Source organism: Methylobacterium radiodurans (assembly GCF_003173735.1).
Taxonomy (GTDB): Bacteria; Pseudomonadota; Alphaproteobacteria; order Rhizobiales; family Beijerinckiaceae; genus Methylobacterium; species Methylobacterium radiodurans.
Genome location: NZ_CP029551.1, coordinates 271,045 through 286,757 on the forward strand (window position 1 = coordinate 271,045; position 15,713 = coordinate 286,757).

General features: G+C 73.3%; 16 protein-coding genes. 8 read left to right on the forward strand and 8 right to left on the reverse strand.

Going from position 1 to position 15,713, the window contains the following annotated elements; translation table 11 throughout:
- The first annotated feature begins 45 nt into the window (after positions 1-45).
- The 7 genes from DK427_RS01150 to DK427_RS25945 all read left to right on the forward strand — a co-directional run bounded on the left by DK427_RS01150 (position 46) and on the right by DK427_RS25945 (position 5,258).
- Complete coding sequence (locus DK427_RS01150; protein WP_109949659.1) at positions 46-699, forward strand: sigma-70 family RNA polymerase sigma factor; 654 nt, start codon at positions 46-48, stop codon at positions 697-699.
- Between the two features lie 81 nt (positions 700-780).
- Entirely contained in the window at positions 781-1,542 is a 762-nt protein-coding gene (locus tag DK427_RS01155; protein ID WP_109949660.1) for an anti-sigma factor family protein, read from the forward strand.
- A 126-nt stretch (positions 1,543-1,668) separates the two neighbouring features.
- Positions 1,669-2,106, forward strand: a complete 438-nt coding sequence (locus tag DK427_RS01160; RefSeq protein WP_109949661.1) for a cytidine deaminase — start codon at positions 1,669-1,671, stop codon at positions 2,104-2,106.
- Positions 2,099-2,920 (forward strand): purine-nucleoside phosphorylase, encoded by an 822-nt coding sequence (locus DK427_RS01165; protein ID WP_109949662.1) that lies wholly within the window; start codon positions 2,099-2,101, stop codon positions 2,918-2,920. The genes DK427_RS01160 and DK427_RS01165 overlap by 8 nt, the downstream gene beginning before the upstream one ends.
- Positions 2,917-3,654, forward strand: coding sequence for a deoxyribose-phosphate aldolase (deoC, locus tag DK427_RS01170; RefSeq protein WP_109949663.1), 738 nt, complete (start codon positions 2,917-2,919; stop codon positions 3,652-3,654). The genes DK427_RS01165 and deoC overlap by 4 nt, the downstream gene beginning before the upstream one ends.
- A complete protein-coding gene (deoA, locus tag DK427_RS01175; RefSeq protein ID WP_109949664.1) occupies positions 3,651-4,943 on the forward strand; it encodes a thymidine phosphorylase in 1,293 nt (430 codons plus the stop codon). The genes deoC and deoA overlap by 4 nt, the downstream gene beginning before the upstream one ends.
- A gap of 87 nt (positions 4,944-5,030) precedes the next feature.
- Entirely contained in the window at positions 5,031-5,258 is a 228-nt protein-coding gene (locus tag DK427_RS25945) for a hypothetical protein (RefSeq protein WP_162559635.1), read from the forward strand.
- A gap of 155 nt (positions 5,259-5,413) precedes the next feature.
- Here the strand turns inward: DK427_RS25945 and DK427_RS01185 are convergent, their stop codons facing one another.
- The 7 genes from DK427_RS01185 to chpT form a co-directional block, all read right to left on the reverse strand.
- A complete protein-coding gene (locus DK427_RS01185; protein ID WP_109949665.1) occupies positions 5,414-6,703 on the reverse strand; it encodes a hypothetical protein in 1,290 nt (429 codons plus the stop codon).
- 62 nt (positions 6,704-6,765) lie between these two features.
- Complete coding sequence (locus DK427_RS01190; protein ID WP_109949666.1) at positions 6,766-7,713, reverse strand: CheR family methyltransferase; 948 nt, start codon at positions 7,711-7,713, stop codon at positions 6,766-6,768.
- The gene (locus tag DK427_RS01195) at positions 7,710-8,942 is read right to left on the reverse strand and encodes a protein-glutamate methylesterase/protein-glutamine glutaminase (protein WP_109949667.1); all 1,233 of its coding nucleotides are present in this window, start codon (positions 8,940-8,942) and stop codon (positions 7,710-7,712) included. The genes DK427_RS01190 and DK427_RS01195 overlap by 4 nt, the downstream gene beginning before the upstream one ends.
- 149 nt (positions 8,943-9,091) lie before the next feature.
- On the reverse strand, positions 9,092-9,472 hold the full coding sequence (locus DK427_RS01200) for a response regulator (protein WP_109953920.1): 381 nt from the start codon (positions 9,470-9,472) through the stop codon (positions 9,092-9,094).
- A gap of 76 nt (positions 9,473-9,548) precedes the next feature.
- Entirely contained in the window at positions 9,549-10,049 is a 501-nt protein-coding gene (locus DK427_RS01205) for a chemotaxis protein CheW (protein WP_204165310.1), read from the reverse strand.
- A 94-nt stretch (positions 10,050-10,143) separates the two neighbouring features.
- Positions 10,144-12,855: a hybrid sensor histidine kinase/response regulator gene (locus DK427_RS01210; RefSeq protein ID WP_109949669.1), complete on the reverse strand. Its 2,712-nt coding sequence runs from the start codon at positions 12,853-12,855 to the stop codon at positions 10,144-10,146.
- A 547-nt stretch (positions 12,856-13,402) separates the two neighbouring features.
- On the reverse strand, positions 13,403-14,125 hold the full coding sequence (gene chpT / locus DK427_RS01215) for a histidine phosphotransferase ChpT (RefSeq protein WP_109949670.1): 723 nt from the start codon (positions 14,123-14,125) through the stop codon (positions 13,403-13,405).
- A gap of 201 nt (positions 14,126-14,326) precedes the next feature.
- Here chpT and DK427_RS01220 point away from each other — a divergent pair, with 201 nt between their 5' ends.
- Positions 14,327-15,157, forward strand: coding sequence for a 3'(2'),5'-bisphosphate nucleotidase CysQ family protein (locus tag DK427_RS01220; RefSeq protein ID WP_109949671.1), 831 nt, complete (start codon positions 14,327-14,329; stop codon positions 15,155-15,157).
- Here the strand turns inward: DK427_RS01220 and DK427_RS01225 are convergent.
- On the reverse strand, positions 15,138-15,644 hold the full coding sequence (locus DK427_RS01225) for a YHS domain-containing (seleno)protein (protein WP_245930751.1): 507 nt from the start codon (positions 15,642-15,644) through the stop codon (positions 15,138-15,140). The two genes, DK427_RS01220 and DK427_RS01225, sit on opposite strands and share 20 nt — an antisense overlap.
- Positions 15,645-15,713: the final 69 nt, after the last annotated feature.

Consider the following 15,713-nt stretch of genomic DNA (forward strand, 5'->3'; position numbering starts at 1 on the left):
GCAGTCGCGCGGGATTAAGCGCGCGGCCGCCGACGTTCAGCCCTTATGAGCCTCGACAAGACGAAGCGCCCCGACATCGTCGACCTACTGGTGCCCCTGCGGCGCTACGCACGGTCGCTGACCCGCGATACCCTTCGGGCGGACGATCTCGTGCACGACACCCTCGTGCGCGCCCTCGAGTCGCAGAACGGCCTGCGGCCGAACACGAACCTGCGCACCTGGATGATGACGGTGCTGCACAACGTCTTCATCGACGACCAGCGCCGCAAGCAGGTCGAGTTGCGCCACGCCGACGCCCTGGTGCAGATGAGCGACGAGATGGCGCCCCCGGCCCAGGAGGGTCAGGTGCGCCTCGCCCAGATCCGCGAGGCCTTCCTCACCCTGCCGGAGGAGCAGCGCGCCGCGCTCCACCTCGTGACCATCGAGGGCATGGCCTACGCGGACGCCGCCGCGATCCTCGGCATCCCGATCGGCACGCTGATGTCGCGGCTCGGCCGCGGGCGCGCGGCCCTCCGGGCCTTCGAGGAGGGCGTCCGCAAGGGCCAGGAGAGCAGGGGCCAGGAGAGCGGCGGCGCGAGCACGCGACCGCGGCCGGTGGAGCGCACGCCGCTGCGCCTCGTCGCCAGCGGCGGCCGGGCCGAGCCCGAGGCCGACCCGCCCCCGGATCCTTTCTCCCGGCGCGCCCTGCGCGGCTGGTAAAGGGCACTATCTTTCGATCGACACCGCCCGCGACCCACGGAGGCCGCGACGAAAGCATCCCAAGACGACAGGACCACCCCGATGATCGACCCGATCACAGACGGCGATCTCACCGCCTATGTCGATGGCCAGCTCGACGTGATGCGCCGCCTCGAGGTCGAGGCGCACCTCGCCGAGAACCCGGCGACCGCCGCCCGCGTGATGGCCGAGCTGCACGACCGCGACGCCCTGCGCGCCGCCTTCGCGCAGCTGCCCGGCCCCGGTCCGGAGCGCAACCGCCTCGCAGCGCGCCGCATGGACCGCTCCCTGCGCTGGCGCCGCGTCGGCGCGCGCCTGAAGCGGGCGGCGGCGATCGCCGTGATGGTCGGCGCCGGCTGGCTCGCCCACGACGAGGTGGGCCGCTTCGGGGTGCCCGACACGATCGCGGCGCCCGTCGATCCCACCCTGATCGAGGACGCGCAGCAGGCCCGGCAGGTGGCGCAGATGCGCGCCCGGCTCGCCTCGCAGCGCGGCGGCACCACCTACGACCGCGCGGCGATCGAGGCCGCCACCGGCATCCGCCTGCCGAGCCTGCCGGAGACCTGGTCGGTGCGCGACGTGCAGATCTTCCCGGCCCGCCACGGCACGGGCGTCGAGATCGTCGCGGATGCGGGCACCCTCGGCGAGCTCTCGCTGTTCGCGACGCACCGGCGCGGCAACGGGCCGCTGAACGAGATCGCCAAGGCTGGTGACGGCACGACGGTCTACTGGAACGCCGGCAATTCCGCTTACGCGCTCAGCGGAAACAGCGACGATGCGAGCCTGCGGGCCGCGGCCGCCCGGATCGCCGCCGCATCGCTCTGAGATCGGGGCAGCGATCCCGGATGCAGGGCTCTGCCCTGCATCCGCCAATGGTCTCGACCTTTGGAATTCCGGACCTACTCCCATCCGGCCCTCGACAGCCCGGAGGGCGGGTGCGAAACAGCCCTGATGCAGGCTGAAGACCGAGATCCCGAGCGGCCGGGCGAGGCACCCCTCGATGCCCTCTTCGCGGCGGCACGGGCCGTGCGCGAGCGGGCCCACGCGCCCTATTCCCGCTTCCGGGTCGGCGCGGCGCTGAGCGACGAGCGGGGCCGGATCCATGCCGGCTGCAACGTCGAGAACGCGTCCTACCCGGTCGGCACCTGCGCCGAGGCGGGGGCCATCGCCGCGATGGTGGCGGCGGGCGGCACGCGGATCCGCGCGATCCTGGTGCTCGGCGACGGGAGCGGCCCGGTCACCCCCTGCGGCGCCTGCCGCCAGCGCATCCGCGAATTCGCCGAGGCCGGCACGCCGGTCCACGCCGCCGGGCCGGACGGCGTCCTGGCAAGCTTCACCCTGGAGGCTCTGCTGCCCGCCTCCTTCGGCCCGGAGCTCCTCGGTGGTTGATCCCGCCGGGGCCGCGGCGAACCGTCTGCGCGCCGCCGGCTTCGCGGGTCCCTATGCCTGCGCCATCGTCACCGGCACGGGGCTCGGACGCGTCGCTGAGGCTCTGGAGGCGCCGACTTCCCTGTCCTACGGCGAGATTCCGGGATTTCCGCGACCGGGGGTGACGGGGCATGGCGGCCGGCTGCACCGCGGCCGGATCGCTGGCCGTCCCGTCCTCGTCATGGAGGGCCGCGCCCACGCCTACGAGCGGGGCGAGGCCGCTGCGATGCGCCTGCCGCTCACGGTTCTGCGGAATCTGGGAGTCGAGCGGCTGCTTCTCACCAACGCCTCCGGCTCGCTGCTGCCCGAAGCCGGTCCCGGCAGCCTCGTCGCGCTCGCCGACCACATCAACCTCTCGGGGATGAACCCGCTGATCGGCGAGGACGACGACGCTCGCTTCGTGCCGATGAACGCGGCCTACGACCCGGACCTGCGCGCCCGTCTCGCCCGGGCCGCCGCCGCACGCGGCCTGCCCCTGCGCGAGGGCGTCTATGCGTGGTTCTCCGGCCCGAGCTTCGAGACCCCGGCGGAGGTCCGGATGGCCGGCCGGCTCGGGGCGGATCTCGTCGGCATGTCGACGGTGCCCGAGGTGATCCTGGCCCGCTTCCTCGGCCTGCCCGTGGCGGCGGTCTCGGTCGTCACCAACTGGGCCGCCGGCATCGCGGGCGGCGCGCCCCACCATGCCGAGACCAAAGCGGCGGCCCGGGCCGCCGCCGACGACCTCGCCGGCCTGATCCAGGCCTTCGTCGCGGACCTGCCGGAGACCGCCCCGTGACTGCCACCACCGACGCCACCGTGGCCGCGCGCGCGCTGCCGCTCCTCGACCTCACGGATCTCGGCGAGGCCTCCACCGAGGCGGCCGTGGCGGCGCTCTGCCGGGACGCGCTGGGGGGCCCTGTCGCGGCTGTCTGCGTCTGGCCGCGCTTCGTCCCGGCCTGCCGGCAGGCGCTCGGAGGGAGCGCGGTGCGGATCGCCACGGTGGTGAACTTTCCGGATGGCGGCGAGGACGTGGAGGCCACCGTCGCCGAGACCCGCGCAGCGCTGCGGGACGGCGCGGAGGAGGTCGACCTCGTCCTGCCCTACCACGCGCTGATGCGCGGCGAGGAGGCGACGGCGCGCGCAATGATCGAGGCGGTGCGCGCGGCCTGCGGCCCGGCCTGCCTCAAGGTGATCCTGGAGACAGGCACCCTCGCCGAGCCGGCGATGATCGCCGCCGCGAGCCGGCTGGCGCTGGATTCAGGCGCCGACTTCATCAAGACCTCCACCGGCAAGAGCCCGGTCTCGGCGACGCCCGAGGCCGCCGCGATCATGCTGGCGGCAATCCGCGACTCCGGCCAGCCCGCCGGTCTCAAGGTCTCGGGCGGCCTGCGCCGGGTCGCGGACGCGGCGACCTATCTGGCGCTCGCCGACCGCCTGATGGGACCGGATTGGGCCTCCCCCGCCACGATGCGGCTCGGGGCGAGCAGCCTCTACGGCGCGCTGAAGGCGGCCCAGGCGGTGGCGGCGTGAGGCTCCCGCAGGAGACGATCCGGCGCAAGCGCGACGGGCAGACGCTCGACGAGGCCGAGATCGCGGCGTTCGTCGCGGGCCTGACGGATGGCCGCGTGACCGAGGGACAGGCCGCCGCCCTCTGCATGGCGGTGTTCTTCCGCGGGCTGACGCTGCCCGAGCGCGTCGCCCTGACCCGGGCGATGACGGAGTCCGGCACGGTGCTCGCCTGGGACCTGCCCGGCCCCGTGCTCGACAAGCACTCGACCGGCGGCATCGGCGACACGGTGAGCCTGCCGCTCGCCGCGATGGTGGCGGCCTGCGGCGGCTACGTGCCGATGATCTCGGGGCGCGGTCTCGGCCACACGGGCGGCACGCTCGACAAGCTCGCCAGCATCCCGGGCTACGACGCGGTGCCGGGACTCGCGCGCTTCCAGGCGGTGGTGCGGACGGTGGGCTGCGCCATCATCGGCCAGACGGCCGAGCTGGCGCCCGCCGACCGGCGCCTCTACGCGATCCGCGACGTCACCGGCACGGTCGAATCCCTCGACCTGATCACCGCCTCGATCCTCTCGAAGAAGCTCGCGGCCGGGCTCGACGGTCTGGTGATGGACGTGAAAGTCGGCTCGGGGGCCTTCATGACGGGGCTGCCGGAGGCGCGGGCGCTCGGCCAGAGCATCGTCGCGGTGGCGACGGGGGCGGGCCTGCGCACGGTCGCGCTCGTCACCGACATGGACGCGCCGCTGGCCTCGGCGGCCGGCAACGCGGTCGAGGTCGCCTACGCCCTCGACTACCTCGCCGGGCGGCGGCGCGAGGCGCGCTTCCACGCGGTGACCGTAGCGCTCGGCGCCGAGATGCTGGTGGCGGGCGGCCTCGCCGCGGACGTTGCGGAGGCCTCGGGCCGGCTCGAGGCGGCTCTCGTCTCGGGGCGGGCGGCGGAGACGTTCGGCCGGATGGTCACCGCGCTCGGCGGTCCGGCGGACCTTCTGGAGCGGCCGGAGCAGCACCTACCGGCGGCGCCGGTGGTGCGGGCGGTGCGCCGGGACGGGCCGGTGGCGGGGATCGCGACGCGGGAGATCGGATTGGCGGTGATTGGCCTCGGCGGCGGGCGGACCCGGCCCGAGGATGGGATCGACCCGCGGGTCGGCTTCACGGACCTCGCCCGGCCCGGCGAGACCGGCGCGTTGCTCGGCATCGTCCACGCCGCGGATGCGGGCGCGGCGGACCGGGCGGAGGAGGCCCTGCGGGCAGCCTACCGATTGGGCGAGGCGGCGCCCGAGGGCGCCGCCGTGCTGGAGCGGATCGGCTGAGCCCGGGCCGGTCCGCCGCCGGGCGCCCTACCAGTGACCGTAGTGGCGCCGGTGACCCCAGCCGTGGTGGCGATGGCCCCAGCCGTGATGTCTGTGCCCCCAGCCATGGTGACGGTGCCCCCAGCCGTGACGATGGCGGTGGCCCCAGTGCCGATGGTGATGGTGGTGGCGGTGGCCCCAGCCGTACTGCACCTGGGTGAGGCCGTCCGCGGCCTCGATCGGTGCGGCGGCGAGCGGCGCGGCCTGGGCGGCTGGCGCCGCCGCGAGAAGTCCGCCTGCGAGCGCGAGAGCCGCCAGCGCGCGGCGGCCGAATGAACGGTTGGAGGAACGGGATTCGGGCTGCGTGATGTGCACGGGCTCTCTCCTGATCGTGTCCGGGGCCGGCGGCGCGATGCCGCCGGTCTGAGCAGGAGATTGGCCCCGCCTACCTGAACATCGGCTGATGCGCTCGTACAGGATCCGCGGCAGCTTCATCCGCCGAGCGGCGCCCCGAGCAGGCTGAAAGCGATTGGCCCACCCGCGAGAACGGTCAGGATTGCGCGCCGCGCCCAGCCCTCGGGCAGGCCGGCGAGGAGGCAGGCGCAGGCCACAACCGTGATTCCGGCGAGTGGCAGGTAGTACCGGGGATAGGCGTCGAGCCGCCAGCCGGTGTCGAGGTGGTTCAGGTAGCCGAACCGCACATGGGCGGCGAGCACGAGGCCGATCGCCGCCCAACCCGCGACCGCCAGCGGATCGAGCGGATGCGGGCGCCCGGCGCCGAGGCGGGCAAGCGCCGCCCCGCCGCCCGCGAGGCTGAGGCCCATCAGCGCGAGCGGCAGGACGAGGGCCACGGTCCCGACCGGGCCCGGCTCCGTCAGGACCGGCATGAACTGGACGGCGAACAGGGCGGCGAAGTTCAAGAGGTAGGCGGGAAAGCCGAGGCGCGCACCGTCCCATCCGGCGGCCTGCGCGCCCTCCTGCATCATCGCGAGATGGCCCGGCACCTCTGGCACGGGGCTGCCGTACTGCACGAGGAGCACCGCGTAGGGCGCGGCCGAGAGCGCGAGGGCGACGGCGGCGGGAACGAGCGCGGCGGCGGGCAGCCGGCCGCGGGCGACCAGCCGGAGGAGGACCGGCCCGGCGCATCCGCCCACGAGCAGGAGCGCGGTGAACTTCGCGAGCCCCGCCGCAACGAGGCCCGCCAGCACCGCGGCGAGCCAGGCCCGGCTTGCGCCGCAGAGCAGGCGCTGCAGGCCGAGCAGGGCCAGCGCGCCACCCAGGATCGCGAGGTTGTCGTTGTTGACCGCGCCGTTCAGGGCGAGCGTGGTCGGGATGGTGACCAGCGGGATCGCGTAGGCCCAGAACTCGAACCGGCTCCGGGCGAGGCCGGCGGCGAGCAGCAGCAAGGCCGCCATCGCGGCGGTCGCGAGCCCCACATTGATCAGCCGGAGCGCGAGCAGCGCCCCCGGGTCCGAACCGATCGCGGGTCCGATCCGGGCCAGCGCCGCGTAGTAGGGCGGCGGGTGATTGAGGTAGTTCGGCAGCGCGGTGGGCACGAGGCTCGCGGGATCGAGCATGCGCAAGGCCCGGAGATCCGGCCAGAGCGCGCCTTCCCGCTGGATCTGCGCCACGTAGGACACGTGGGCGACCTCGTCGAAGCCCTTGGCGATGTCCTTGCGCAGGGCGTTCGCCACCCCGCCGAGGGCGAGCAGGACGACGAGGAGCAGCAGGAGGCCGCGGCCCGCGACGGGCTCCGAGACGGCTCGGTCGTGGGGCGCCATGCGGTCGTCCGAACTCCCCCCTCCCCTGCCGCGGTCCGGCCCGGACCGCGGCGGCGTTGCGGCTATCGCCCGGCCGAGGCGCGCAGCGGCGCGAGGGCCGAGGCGGGAGCGAGGGCGGAGGCCGCCGCGGGCCGGCTCGGAGGCGCCGCGGACAATGGACCGGCCGGTGCCACAGGGATCGGGGCCGTCCGCGAGCCGGGCGCGGCGTGGCCGTAGACGCCGCGGTTGTCCGGGTTTGGCTGGAGCCGGTCGGTCAGGCCGATCACCGTCTCGGCGGCGCCCAGCACCAGGGCACCCTCGGGCGCGAGGCAGGCCGCGATCCGGTTGAGGATATCGGCCTTGGTCGGCGCGTCGAAGTAGATCAGCACGTTGCGGCAGTAGACCACGTCGAACTGACCCAATCCGTCGAAGGCGTTCAGCAGGTTGAGCTGCCGGTAATCGACCATCGCCCGCAGGCTCTGGGAGATCTGCCAGTTCTCGCCGACCTGGGCGAAGTGCTTGATCAGCCACTGCACGGGCAGCCCGCGCTGCACCTCGAAATGGCTGTAGATCCCGGCCTTCGCCCGCTCGATCACTTCGGTCGAGAGGTCGGTGGCCACGATCTCGACCTGCCAGCCGGCGAGCCGGGGCGCGGCCTCCTGCAGCAGCATCGCCAGCGAGTAGGGCTCCTGCCCGGTCGAGGCGGCCGCGCACCAGATCCGCAGCCGGCGCCGGCCCGCGTTCCGGGCAATCGCCTGGGGCAGCAGCACGTCGCGGAACAGGTCGAAGGGCGTCCGGTCGCGGAAGAAGAAGGTCTCGTTCGTGGTCATCGCCTCGACCACGGCGCGCTCGGCGGCACCGTCGCGGCCGAGCTTCAGCAAGGCCACGAGGTCGTGCAGGTCGGCGAGGTTGAGCCGTCGGCAGACGGGGCTGAGCCGGCTCTCGACGAGGTAGCGCTTCTCCGCCGTCATCGCGAGGCCGGAGCGCTGCTTGAGGAAGCTGCGCAGGAACTCGAAATCGCTCTCGGTCATGCCGGCTGCCCCGTGATCAGGTTGCGGAGCGCCGGGCCGATCTCGGCCAGCGGGAGGACGGCCTGGGCGAGCCCGGCCTTGGCGACGCTGCCGGGCATGCCCCAGACGGTGCTGGTCGCCTCGTCCTGGGCCAGCACCGGGCCGCCCGCATCGACCAGCGCGCGCGCGCCGTGGGTGCCGTCCGAGCCCATGCCGGTGAGGATCACCGAGACGGTGGCGGCCCCGAAGATCTGAGCGGCGTCCTTGAACAGCACGTCGACCGCCGGGCGGCAGAAGTTCACCGGGGGACCGTCGTCGAGGCGGATCACCGGGTCGCGGCCGCCGGCGGCCACGAGGCCCATGTGGCGCCCGCCCGGCGCCACGTAGATGCGGCCAGGCTGGAGCGGCTCGTCGGCCTTGCCCTCGGCGGCCGGGAGGCCGACGCGGGCGGCGATGTGCTCGGCGAAGACCGCGGTGAAGATCGGCGGCATGTGCTGCACGATCAGGGTCGGCAGGCGCCGCAGCGTCGCGGCCCCGATCTTCTCCAGCACCTCGTTGACCGCGCGCGGACCGCCCGTCGAGGAGCCGATCAACAGGACGCGCGGGGTGGTCGGCCGCGCCTTCGGCCGCAGGGTGAAGGGGGCGGAGAGGCGCGAGACGGGGGCGGACGCCGGCGAGGCCGGGGCCGGAGCCGGCGCGGCGGGCTCGTGGACGGAGGGCGCCGGGGCCGCGACCGGGGCGGGCCGGCGGCCGCGGGCGCGCACAGCGCCGAACAGGCGCACCCGCTCGACGAGCTCGGCCCGGAAGGCGTCCGAGGTGGTGACGCCGCGATTGCTCTCGGGCTTGGCGAGATAGTCCACCGCGCCCAAAGCCAGGCACTTCAGCGAGATGTCGGCGTTGCGGGTCGTCAGGGTCGACATCATGACGACCTGCAGGGTTGGGCTCGCGGCGAGCATCCGGGGCAGCGCCTCGGTACCGTCGAGTTCCGGCATGTCGATGTCGAGCAGCACCACGTCGGGGTCGTGCCGGGCCATCATCTCCAGCGCGATGCGGCCGTTCGAGGCGGTGCCCACGACGTTGAAGCCGGCCTCGCCGATCCAGCGGGCGACGAGCCCGCGCACCACGGCGGAATCGTCGGCGATCAGCACGCGGATCTGGCCCGGCGCGGGCTGCGGCCCTGTTGGGGCAGGTGCGCCGGCCGGCCCCTTGAGCGGCACGCGGGGCGCGAGGTTGAGTGGGGCAGCCAGCATCGATTCACGCCTCGGTCACGGGGTCGCGGAGTGGGGGCCGGTCGCCCCCTCCCGACGGGGCGCGCGTCCGGGCGCCGTTCGTTCTCTCGTGCCGCCCGCGCGGGCGGCCCGGTCTCGGATCATCGCGTCGCGGATCGGCGCAGCCGACCTCAGGCGGCCGCGGCCTGGAGCACGCCGACCTGCTCCAGCTTGGCCGTCAGGATGTCGCGGTCGAAGGGCTTCATGATGTACTCGTCGGCCCCCGCGCGGAGCGCGCGGGCGATCGCCCCGACATCGTTCTCGGTGGTGCAGAACAGGATCTTGGGCCGGTCGCCGTCCGGCATGCGCCGGATCTCCTGCAGGAAGGCGTAGCCGTCCACGTTCGGCATGTTCCAGTCGAGCAGGATCGCCTCCGGCATCGCCTGCCGGCAGGCTTCGAGGCCCTCGGCCCCGTCCTCGGCCTCTGCGGCCGTCAAACCTAGGGTCTCCACGATGCGGCGCGCGACTTTCCGGATCACGGCGGAATCGTCGACGATGAGGCAGGTCTGCATCGCTGCGCCCGAAGCGGTGCCCGGGGTGGTGCCCGAGGCAGTGCCCATGACGGTTCCCATGAGGGCCTCCCGGAGTTCAGGCCGCACTCGCCTCGGCGCGCTCGGCGCCGAAGCTGAGGAGGCCGTCCACGTCGAGGATGACGAGGAGCTTGCCGTCGAGGCGGTGCACGCCGAGGGCGAGGTTGCGCCAGCGCGCGTCGAGGTTGATCGGAACTGCCTCGTGCGTGTCGGGCCCGAGCTTGAGCACCTCGCCGACGCCGTCGACCACGAGGCCGAAGGTCTCGCCGGCCTGCTCTAGGCCGATCGCCATGCCGGCCCCTTGCGTCTCCGCCTTCGGCATGCCGAGCCGGCGGCGCAGGCAGATCGCCGTGACGACGCGCCCGCGCAGGTTCAGGAGGCCGACGATCTCCGGGGGCGCGAGCGGCACCGGGGTGATGCCGGTGGGAATGAACACGTCGTGCACCCGGTTGATGGCGAGGCCGAACATGGTCTCGCCGACGAACACCGTGACGTATTCGTGGGTTGCGCCGTCCTTGGCCGCGGCGGAGGCCGCTGCGTTGCTGTTGGCGGGCTTCATCATGGCGGAGGTCCGTTCCGAACGGGCGTGACGGGGTTGGGGCCGGTGGACCCGGCCGCGCGGCCGGGTCTCAGGCAGTATCTCGGGCCGGCCTTCAGGCGGCCTGGGCCAGAGCGGGGCCCTCGATCTCGGCGAGCGCCGCGATCAGGCCGCTGCGGTCGAACTTGGCCACGAGGTCGCTGATCGCGAGCCGGCGGGCACGCTCGACGGTCTCGGCCCCGACCGCGGCCGAGAGTCCGATCACCGGCAGTCCGGCCATCGGATGGCCGCCCGCGCGGATCGCGGCGACGAGGTCGAAGCCGCTGCGGCCCGGCATCTCCAGGTCCGTCACCACGACATCGACCCGGGTCTCGCCGCCGAGGATGGCGAGCGCCCGCTCGGTGCCATCGGCCGTGATCACGCCGTAGCCCGCGGCCTTGAGCACCGGGGTCAGCATGTCGCGGAAGAAGGCCGAGTCGTCGACCAGCAGCAGGGTCTTGGCCTGCTTCGTCGGCCGGCGCGGGCCGCGCGCCCAGTCGTCGTAGGCGAGCGGCAGGAAGTGGGCGATGTTGATGATGTCGGTGGCCCGGCCCCGGAGCACCGCCGACCCGATGAGGTCGGAGCGCTCAGCCGCGATCTCGATGTCGAGGCGCTCCTCGACGATGTCGACGATCTGATCGACCACGAGGCCCATCGCCCGCTCGCCGTCCGAGAACACCACGAGCGCCTGGGTGCCCTCGGTACGGATCTGGATCGCCTCGTCGGCGACGACCAGCGGCATCAGGCGGCCGCGATACTGGATCAGCGGACGCCCGCCGAGCCACTCGACCTTCTGGGCGTCGATCTCCTCAAGCCGGGTGACGAGCGAGAGCGGAACCGCCTTGAAGGCACTGTTGCCGCCCTTGAAGACGAGCAGCGTCGTCTTGGCCTCGCCGGCCTCGACCTCCTCGGCCTCCATCTCGGCCGGGATCGAGCCGGCCTGGGCGCTCTGGCTGACCTGCCGGGCGACACCGTTCGGGTCGACGATGAGCACGACGGCGCCGTCGCCCAGGATGGTGTTGCCGGCAAACAGCGACAGGTGCCGCAGCTTGGAGGACATCGGCTTCACGACGATCTCCTCCGTGTGGAAGACCTCGTCCACGAGGATGCCGAAGCGCTGGCGCCCGACCTGGGCCACCACCACGAAGCCCGACTGCACCTCGGCCTCGCCGGCTTCCTGCCCGAGCAGGCCCGCGAGCGTCACGATCGGCAGAAGGCGCTCGCGCAGGCGCAGGACCGGCGCGCCGTTGATGCGCTCGATCTTCTGGGCGGCGGTCGGGTCCACCCGCACCAGCTCCAGCACCGCGACCTGCGGCACCGCGAAGCGGCTCTCGCCGGCCCGCACGATCAGCGCCGCCACGATCGCCAGCGTCAGCGGGATCTTGATGGTGAAGGTGGTGCCGCGGCCCGCCTGCGTGTTGATGTCGATGACGCCGCCGATGGTCTCGATGTTGGTCTTGACCACGTCCATGCCGACGCCGCGGCCCGAGACCGAGGTGACGGCCGCCGCCGTCGAGAAGCCGGCGTGGAAGATGAACTTGGCGACCTGGGCGTCGGTCATCTTCTCGACGTCGGCCTGGGAGGCGAGCCCCCGCTCCACCGCCTTGCGGCGGATGGCGGCCAGATCCAGGCCCTTGCCGTCGTCGGCGATCTCGATCGTGATCGTGCCGCCCTCGTGGTAGGCGGCCAGCCGGATGGTGCCGCGGGCGGGCTTGCCGGCGGCGACGCGCGCGGCGGTCGATTCCAGGCCGTGGTCGGCGGAGTTGCGCACCATGTGGGTGAGCGGATCCTTGATCACGTCGAGGACCTGCCGGTCGAGCTCGGTCTCGGCGCCGAGCATCACGAGCTCGATCTGCTTGCCGAGTTCGGCCGAGAGGTCGCGCACCACGCGCGGCAGCTTCTGCCAAGCGTTGCCGATCGGCTGCATGCGCGTCTTCATCACGCCTTCCTGCAGCTCGGCGGTGACGTGGCTGAGCCGCTGCAGCGGCACCTTGTAGCTCGAGTCCTCGTGGCGCCGGGCGATCTCGAGGAGCTGGTTGCGGGTCAGCACCAGCTCCGAGACCATGGTCATCAGGTGCTCGAGCGTGTCGACGTTCACCCGGATGGTCTGGACCTTGCCCGGGACCTCGCCCTCGGCGGCGGCCGGCGCGGCGGTCTCGGCCTTCTGAGGCGCGGGCTGGGGAGCGGGCTTGGGCTCGGGAGCGGGCCTGGGCTCGGGAGCGGCGGCCGCGACCGGCGCGGCGGTGACCGGGAGGGGCGCCGCGGGCACTTCGTCGGGACCGGGTGCGGCCAGGAAGGCGGCCTCCAGCTCGTCCAGGCTGACTTCGCCGGGCTTCAGCTCGCGCTCGACCGGCGGCGGCAGGACGGGCTCGGGCGGAGGCGCGGCGACCGGCGCGGCCTGGGCAGCCGGGATCTCGCCCGCGGACATGCGGTCGAGCGCCTCGATCAGGTCGTCGTCGGAGCCGGCGGGCTCGGTGCCGGCGATCTCGAGGTCGGCCAGGATCGCCTTCAGCCGGTCGAGGGTCGCGAGGATCAGGGTGACGGAGGCGCCGGTGGCCGGCATGCCGTCGCGGAACCGACCCATCAGGGTCTCGGCAGCGTGCGCCAGCGCCTCGAGCCGGGGCAGGCCCAGGAACCCGCAGGTGCCCTTGATGGTGTGCACCAGCCGGAAGATGTTGCGCAGGATGGTCTCGTTGTTCGGATCCTGCTCGAACCGGACCAATTCGGTATCGACCGTATCGAGATGCTCACTGCTCTCGGTCAGGAATTCACGCAGCAGATCGTCCATCGGCGATACTCGACTTGTGCCCGGACATGGGCCGGTGCTGAACCAACTCTGAGCGCGCCCGGTTAGAAAATGGTTTCCTTGAGCAGCCTTCGAGAGTGATCGAGAAAGATTGATCCGGCTCAAGCCGAGATCCGGAACGGGCCCAGACTGCTTTCGCGGCCAGGAATCTGCAAACCTTGGTTAATGATCCGGAAAATCGGCGCCGAACCCGACCGCCCAACAGGGTCTCGTCTGGGATCTTCGGAATGCAGAAGCCGGAATACAGGTATGCCCGCGCGAGCCGACGCATTCACACATCGTCCGGACGAGGCGGAGCACCGCACTCCCGCGCCGGTGAGCGCGGGGTGACGGGCTCGGAGCCCGTTGGATAAGCCGCAGCGATTTCGCGGCAGGCGCGCGCCTTGTCCGGAACATTCTCATCCCTCGCCCCGACCCTCTCGCGCCCGGGAGAGGCGGCGCGGTCCGGGTACGACGCGAGGCCGGCCCCGCGACGAGCGCGCGGCCGGATGCGGGAACCCGTATGTAGGCGGAGAGAGGGGTCAGCCCCTCAAGCGAGAGCCGTGTCGGACGGGCTGTCGGAGGGGCGGTCCTCCTCGGGTGTCGCCTCGGTCGCGGGCGGCGCCGCGGCGGCGGCGGGCTCGGCGCGGATCGTCACCGTGTCGCCGTCGATCGAGAAGGCGACGCCCATGCCGGCGGCGCGCGCCACGAGGCCCGCGTAGAAGGCGAGGATCCCGTGCGCGTCGACGGTGCCGGTCTCCGAGGTGCCGGCCATCAGCCCTTCGACATGGGGCGGGATGCGGGCGTGCGAGCCCTTGGCCTTGAGCACGATCGAGGGCGCCTCGCCGTCGCCCGTCACCGCGACGTCGATGTGGCCGCCGCGCGGGATCGCGCCGGTCGCGATCATCACGAGGTTGAGCAGGAGCTTGACCTTGTTCTTCGGGAACAGGGCCTGCGGCGCGCTCCAGGTCAGCTGGGTCTTGTCGTCGCCGAACATGCCACGCGAGACCTTCTCGGCATCGGCGAGATCGATCGAGGCGCCGGCCGAGCCCGCCGCACCGAAGGCGATGCGGGCGAACTGGAGCCGGGCCGAGGCCTGCCGGGCGCTCTTGCGGATCAGGTCGAGGGCGAACTCGCGCATCGACTCGTCCTGGTCGTCCTCCAGAACCTCGAGGCCGTTCACGATCGCGCCGACCGGGCTGATCACGTCGTGGCAGACGCGGGAGCAGAGCAGAGCGGAGAGGTCGAGCGCTTCGAGGTTCACGGTGGTCATGGCACGCTCCGGGCGTTCTCGGGAGTTCCGGCGGGTTCGGCTCGCGGGCCGTGAACCGCCCGGGATAGATGCCGACGAGGGCTTTGGAAAGCGTTACGGCCCCGGGCCACGGGGTCGCCTGCGCCGTCCGGTCGACAGGTGCGCGGGGCTCGGGCATGACGGTCCGACGACAACGGAGTGGCGCGGACGGGCTGGAACGGGATGGACGGGACGGAGCGCGACGGAATCGCCCGGCGGCTTGCCGAGGTCGCCTGCGCGGCGGGCGAGATCCTGCGTTACCACCAGGCCCGCGGCTGCAGCCACAGCCTGAAGGCGGACGGTTCGCCCGCGAGCGTCGCCGACGTCGAGGCCGAGGCACAGATCCTGGCATCGCTGGCCGAGAGCTTCCCGGACATCCCGGCCATCGCCGAGGAGACCTGCCATGACAGGCCGCCCGCCGCACGCTTCTTCCTGGTCGATCCCCTCGACGGCACGCGGGAGTTCCTGGCGGGCACGCCCGAGTACGCCGTCTGTATCGGGCTGGTCGCCGGGACGCGGCCGATCGCGGCGGCGCTCGCCGCACCGGGCCTCGGCCGGATCTGGTACGCGGGCGCCGTGGCCTTCGAGGCGGAGATCGCGAGCGGGCGCCCGGGCGCGCCCCGCCCGGTTCGGGCGCGCGCCGCCCCGGAGAGCGGGCTCGTCGCCCTCGGCAGCCGGCGCCACGGCGACCCGGAGACCGAGGCCTGCCTCGCCGCCCTGCCGGTGGCCTCGCAACGCGGCGTCGGATCGGCGGTGAAGTTCGGGCTCGTCGCCTCCGGCGAGGCCGACCTCTACGTGCGCTGCGGCCCGACCATGGAGTGGGACACGGCCGCGGGCGACCACCTCGTCACGGTGGCGGGCGGCTGCGTGGTGACGCCGGGAGGCGGCCCCCTCGCCTATGGGCGCCATGCGGCGGGCTACCGCAACGGCGCCTTCGCGGCGCTCGGCGATCCGCGACTCGCCGGGTCGGTCGTCCAGCGCATCGCCCCCGGCCTCAGGGAAGCGGCTCGATGAGCGGGGCGAGGCCGGGCCAGCGCGCCTCGGCCCGCTCGGCGAGGCCAGGGTCGGCGACGAGACGTGCGCGCCGCCCCTCGTCGCGGAACAGGTAGAGCCGGCCCGCGATCAGCGCGAAGACGAGCGGGTCGGCATCGACCAGGCGCCCGTCGAGCACGCCCACCGGATCGTGACCGTCGAGCCGCGGCGCGTAGGTCTCGGGGGCCGCCGCGAAGGCGGCGCGGTTGCCGGCGCTCGCGAATCGCCACGCCCGTCCGGCCCAGGACAGCTCGAAGCGCGCGGAGCCGGGCCGCGGGCCGCCGGGCAGGAAGTAGCTCACCGCGTCGTAGCCCCGCAGCGCCAGGATTGCGGCGAGGTCCTGCGAAGCCTCCCGGGGAGGGTCCCCGGGAGAGGCGCGGGCAGGATCGCGGGAAACGTCCTCGGCGCGAGCTCCCCCACAGGTGAGGGCGGCGAGGAGCCAGAGATCACGGCGCGTTAACCACATCATCGCTCTTATGCCGCACGGTGCCGGGCGCTGGCAGGCGCCCGCGTATCCCCGGTTTGCCGCATTCGCGGT

Bases quoted from the DNA above. Each gene is read 5' to 3' on its own strand.
- DK427_RS01150 (WP_109949659.1), top strand. From the start codon at position 46: ATGAGCCTCGACAAGACGAAGCGCCCCGACATCGTCGACCTACTGGTG.
- DK427_RS01155 (WP_109949660.1), top strand. From the start codon at position 781: ATGATCGACCCGATCACAGACGGCGATCTCACCGCCTATGTCGATGGC.
- DK427_RS01160 (WP_109949661.1), top strand. From the start codon at position 1,669: ATGCAGGCTGAAGACCGAGATCCCGAGCGGCCGGGCGAGGCACCCCTC.
- DK427_RS25945 (WP_162559635.1), top strand. From the start codon at position 5,031: ATGTCTGTGCCCCCAGCCATGGTGACGGTGCCCCCAGCCGTGACGATG.
- DK427_RS01185 (WP_109949665.1), bottom strand. From the start codon at position 6,703: ATGGCGCCCCACGACCGAGCCGTCTCGGAGCCCGTCGCGGGCCGCGGC.
- DK427_RS01190 (WP_109949666.1), bottom strand. From the start codon at position 7,713: ATGACCGAGAGCGATTTCGAGTTCCTGCGCAGCTTCCTCAAGCAGCGC.
- DK427_RS01195 (WP_109949667.1), bottom strand. From the start codon at position 8,942: ATGCTGGCTGCCCCACTCAACCTCGCGCCCCGCGTGCCGCTCAAGGGG.
- DK427_RS01200 (WP_109953920.1), bottom strand. From the start codon at position 9,472: ATGCAGACCTGCCTCATCGTCGACGATTCCGCCGTGATCCGGAAAGTC.
- DK427_RS01205 (WP_204165310.1), bottom strand. From the start codon at position 10,049: ATGAAGCCCGCCAACAGCAACGCAGCGGCCTCCGCCGCGGCCAAGGAC.
- DK427_RS01210 (WP_109949669.1), bottom strand. From the start codon at position 12,855: ATGGACGATCTGCTGCGTGAATTCCTGACCGAGAGCAGTGAGCATCTC.
- chpT (WP_109949670.1), bottom strand. From the start codon at position 14,125: ATGACCACCGTGAACCTCGAAGCGCTCGACCTCTCCGCTCTGCTCTGC.
- DK427_RS01220 (WP_109949671.1), top strand. From the start codon at position 14,327: ATGGACGGGACGGAGCGCGACGGAATCGCCCGGCGGCTTGCCGAGGTC.
- DK427_RS01225 (WP_245930751.1), bottom strand. From the start codon at position 15,644: ATGATGTGGTTAACGCGCCGTGATCTCTGGCTCCTCGCCGCCCTCACC.